Origin of the sequence: Streptomyces sp. NPDC127068, from assembly GCF_042724695.1 — a bacterium.
In the GTDB taxonomy this organism is placed as follows: Bacteria; Actinomycetota; Actinomycetes; order Streptomycetales; family Streptomycetaceae; genus Streptomyces.
The window spans coordinates 86,389-90,439 of record NZ_JBHXEN010000038.1; the positions used below are offsets into that span (position 1 = coordinate 86,389).

A 4,051-nucleotide genomic window follows, 5' to 3' on the forward strand; every position below is an offset into this window, starting at 1 on the left:
CCACCCCCGCCTTTTTAACTTCGTGGGCGTCGGGCCCTGCCGCCACGGGGGAACCGGGCCCGGGGGGGCCCCCCCCCCGTCGGGGGTCGCCACCGACCGGGCTCACACCAGTTCGAAGCGCTGGTTCGGCTGCCGCGTGGGGGCGGGCTTCGCGTCCCACGCCTTGGTGGTCCGCAGGTAGAGGTAGATCACCGAACTCATCGCCACGATGAGGAGGGGGCCGAACACCCACGGGTAGGTGGCCATCTCCATCGACAGGTAGCGGTACGAGATCAGGAACGCGGTGAAGACCGTTGCACCGTAGGCGACCAGCACGACGCCCGCCCGGTCCCAGCCGCGGTCGAGCGCACGCAGCGCCGCCTCGATGGTGAGGGTGAACACCACACCGGCCACGAGGTCGACACCGTAGTGGTAGCCGAATCCCAGTGTCGCGCTGAGCGTGGCGATCAGCCAGATCGTGCCTCCGAGCCGCAGCAGGCGCGGCCCCTTCCGGGAGTGGAGGAAGATCGCGACGGCCCATGCCGTGTGCAGGCTCGGCATGCAGTTGCGCGGGGTGATCTCGTCGAAGGGCATGTGTTGGGGGGTGGTGAGACTCGGCGAGGTGTCCGGCCACAGGTTCGCCACCGCCCAGTGCCCGCCGTCGGCGCCGTAGGCGAAGATCGGCCCCACCACGGGGAAGATCATGTAGATGCCGGGGCCGAGCAGTCCGATGACCAGGAAGGTGCGCACCAGGTGGTGTCCCGGGAACCGCCGTTCGGCGGCCACGTGACGCAGCTGGTACACGGCGAAGACGACCGCGGCGACCGCGAGCTTCACATAGACCCAGTCCAGGACGTTGGCGCCGATCGGGCCGGTGGCATTGACCAGTCGGCCCACCCACCACGACGGGTTGCCCAGCGCGTGATCGGCGGTCGCCACGTACTGGTCGAGCACCTCGGGGCGGGTCTTCGACGTGATCAGCAGCCAGGTGTCACCGGTCTTCCGGCCGGCCACCAGGAGCAGGCCCAGCCCGACGCCCTTCAGCAGGAAGATGCGCTCCGGGCCGGTGCGACGCGCCACCGCGATGACCGCCCAGCCGATGACCACCCACAACGCGCCGTTGCCGTACCCCTGCTCGGCGCCGAGCGGCCACCGCACGAGTGCGAAGACGATGTCGATGCCGACCGCGATTCCGGCGGAGATGAAGCGTTGCCGCCAGGTGAGCACCACCATCATCAGCGCCATGCTGGCGTACAGCAGGGGCCCGGACGCGGGACGGAGCACCACCTCTCGCGCCTGGTGGACGATCGGCCCCGGCAGGTCGTAACGACGCGCGGCGATCTCCAGTGCGACCAGGAACGCGAGGGCCACCACACTCGCCGTGGCCCACAGCAGCACCCGCGGTTGACGCCATGCAGCGAACCCAGTCCTGCAACCTATTCGTGAGAAAAACTGCGATATTACACGTATCAACTGTTTGGCCGATTTGTTATTGGATTCGATGGGACGGTCGTTCTCCGCGCCGGGCGGCACGTTCCAAGCGGGGTCGGGGGGCAGGACGATCACCGATAATCCGGTCATGTTATCGAATCCGCTCGGGTGGTCCCGGCTGCCGACCTGGTCCGCTACCGAGCGTCCCGCCCCCGTCGCCAGCAGGCACGGCCACCGGCCGGGCAGGCGGGGTCGGCGAGCGGACGGCCGTCGAAGAGGCCGTCCTCCCCTCTCTCTCCCCCCGACGAGGAAGGTCCCCACCGCCCGGTTCACGGGCGAGGGGACCTTCTTGCGTGCACCGGCGGTTACTTGCCGCGGTACGCGTCGTACACGGTCACGCTGGCCTTGCCACCCCGGGTGTCGGCGACCTCGCCACGCAGGGCTACCGTCTGCCCCCGGGCGGGGTTCTTGACGGTGATCTTCCCCTTGGCGACGGGCGTCTGCTGCCAGGTCGTACCGCCGTCGTAGGAGACCGAGACGGCGAGGGACTTCAGCCCCGCACCCGCCGCGGGCCCCTGCACCGTCACCGGGAAGGTCACCGTACGGTCCGCCGCAACGGTGCCGTCCAGGTCGACCTGGGCACCGAACCGCACGGTGGACAGCCCGGTGCGCGTCTGCCCGTCCGTCGGCGGCTTCGCGCTGCGGAAGGTCCAGGAGCCGTCGATGCGGGTGCCGACCTCGGAGACCGTACGGTCGCGCGTGGCCGAGGTGGCCAGGGTGTACTCGGCGTCGTCGGCGCCGACCGCGTAGGACTTCCAGGTCTCCGGCGTGTTGTCCACCTCCCCGATCTTGGTGGTGCCCTGGTGGAGGGTGGTCTTGGCCGAGGAGTACCAGGACTGGCCGACGTTGCCCCGGCCGTCCGAGAACAGCGGCACGAACGCCTTGAGCCTGTTCCCCTCGCGGAAGACACCGGTCTGCTCGTGCATCAGCGGGGAGTGCACGGCGGAGCCGAGGGTCATCCGGTGGCTCGTGCCCGGGCGGAACTCCCGTTCCGGGGCGGTGTACTCGATCTCCTCCGACCCGTGGACGTCGAGGTGCTGCGACCCGGACAGGGACCAGAGGTTCGCCTTCCCGTCCGTGGCCAGATGGTGGGTCCGGGAGCCGGGGAGGGCGAAGGAGTACGCGGAGTTGAAGTCGAACCGCTCCTTCCCGCCCAGCGCCGTCGTGTGCCCCTTCTTCCCCTGGACGGAGGCACCGAGGGTCGCGGTGACCTTGGCGAAGTCGTCGGCTTCGAACCTCTTGGTGTAGCTGACCGACCTCGCGGCGGACGCTCCTGGCGGTGGTCTGATCGTCCGCGTGGCCGCCGGGCCGTGGATGGGCGTGTCCAGAAAAGCGGGCGACCGATTGTATGCCCAGGTCGTCGCCATGGCCAGCAAGGCAATCAAGCGAGGCAAGCCGTTCGTCGATATGAGGCAGCTGCCCCGGGGACCCTTCCCCGTGCCGACCATCGGGTTCTGGCCTTGCCCCGACAACCGTCGTGTGATCATCTCCTGCACCGACATTACTTCCGGCTGGTCGGGACGCTTCACTGCCGACGGGCGCTGGCGGTTCAACATCAGCGAGATCCGTCCCAGCATCGGACGCGCCATCGAGAGCAAGCTGCGAAAGCAGCTGGCGGGAGTCCGTGCCGTGGCAGCGAGCAGACCGATCGGGCTGCTCATCGACAGCCGGCCCATGCTCAGCCAGGGGAAGAAGAAGCCCGAGCCGGTCTTCGACCTGCCGCCCCCAGTGGTCGGGCAGCTGATCCACGAGATCGCAGAGGAATGGCCTGGTGTGCTGAGTAAGGCGTGGTTGGTGTCCCCTCTGTCCGGCGTGACGCCGGTGTATGGCAAGGGGAACGGCCTCAGCTGGTGAACGGCCCAGTGACGGGATCAACCGATTCGGCTGCTTGCCTGCGGCGGCGCTCGTCGAGGCTGGTGATCCCGGCAAGGCTCTGGACCTGTTCCTCCAGGGCGGCTTTATCCATGGTCAGCTGGCGCATGGCCTCGGCATAGATCCTCAGCTGCTTGCGGAGGTCGGTGTTCTCCCGGCGGAGCCGTGCAAGGTCGTCCTCGCGCTTCGTGGTGTCCTTGGCCGTGGTTCCCGCTTGGCGCCGGGCATCGAGCTGGGACTTGAACCACTCGATCTGGTCGGGGTAGCTGAGGTACTTTTCCGTGGTCAGAACAGTTGAGTGACCCAACAGATCGCGCAGCACCAGCAGCGGGTCGGCCTTGGAGAGATAGAAGACCATCGCGGCATCGGCGTCGGTGTCCCTCACCAGCTTCGCCGCCTGCCGGTAGTGCCCGCTCACCAGGTATTCCAAGGTCCTCATCGAGAACGTGTGGCGACATCGGTGGGGCCACACGTGCGGGAACCGGGGCTCGAAGCGAGCCCGGATCCGGTCGGATGTCCGCTCGAAGACCGTCGCCCAGGCGGTGAACGGGCCGCCCCCGTTCTTAGAGGTCGTTTTCATCACTAGTGCGGTGTTATCAGCGCCTTTGCGCCCGCTGGGGTGCTGATGCTGGTGGGACTGTCGGGTCCGTTCTGGCTTTCTGAGGCTGAGGGTGTGGTGTCCGAGACGGAAGTCGGCTTGCGCCTGTCT

General features: G+C 68.1%; 3 protein-coding genes and 1 pseudogene. 1 reads left to right on the forward strand and 3 read right to left on the reverse strand.

Features of this window, described 5'->3' with window-relative positions; genetic code table 11:
- Nucleotides 1-102 precede the first annotated feature (102 nt).
- Both ACFWIA_RS23465 and ACFWIA_RS23470 read right to left on the reverse strand, forming a co-directional pair.
- Nucleotides 103-1,374 carry a phosphatase PAP2 family protein gene (locus tag ACFWIA_RS23465; RefSeq protein WP_387008158.1) on the reverse strand — a complete coding sequence of 424 codons (1,272 nt, stop codon included), beginning with the start codon at nt 1,372-1,374 and terminating at the stop codon, nt 103-105.
- A gap of 401 nt (nt 1,375-1,775) precedes the next feature.
- On the reverse strand, nt 1,776-2,837 hold the full coding sequence (locus tag ACFWIA_RS23470) for a hypothetical protein (protein WP_387008148.1): 1,062 nt from the start codon (nt 2,835-2,837) through the stop codon (nt 1,776-1,778).
- On the opposite strand from ACFWIA_RS23470, the gene ACFWIA_RS23475 reads away from it, so the two are divergent.
- Entirely contained in the window at nt 2,836-3,324 is a 489-nt protein-coding gene (locus tag ACFWIA_RS23475) for a hypothetical protein (protein ID WP_387008150.1), read from the forward strand. The genes ACFWIA_RS23470 and ACFWIA_RS23475 overlap by 2 nt on opposite strands.
- Here ACFWIA_RS23475 and ACFWIA_RS23480 read toward each other — a convergent pair.
- A pseudogene (locus tag ACFWIA_RS23480) lies at nt 3,314-4,051 on the reverse strand (hypothetical protein); the annotation flags it as partial. The gene ACFWIA_RS23475 and the pseudogene ACFWIA_RS23480 sit on opposite strands and share 11 nt — an antisense overlap.

Excerpts from the sequence above, each read along its gene's own strand:
- ACFWIA_RS23475 (WP_387008150.1), top strand. The coding sequence starts at position 2,836 with ATGGCCAGCAAGGCAATCAAGCGAGGCAAGCCGTTCGTCGATATGAGG.
- ACFWIA_RS23470 (WP_387008148.1), bottom strand. The coding sequence starts at position 2,837 with ATGGCGACGACCTGGGCATACAATCGGTCGCCCGCTTTTCTGGACACG.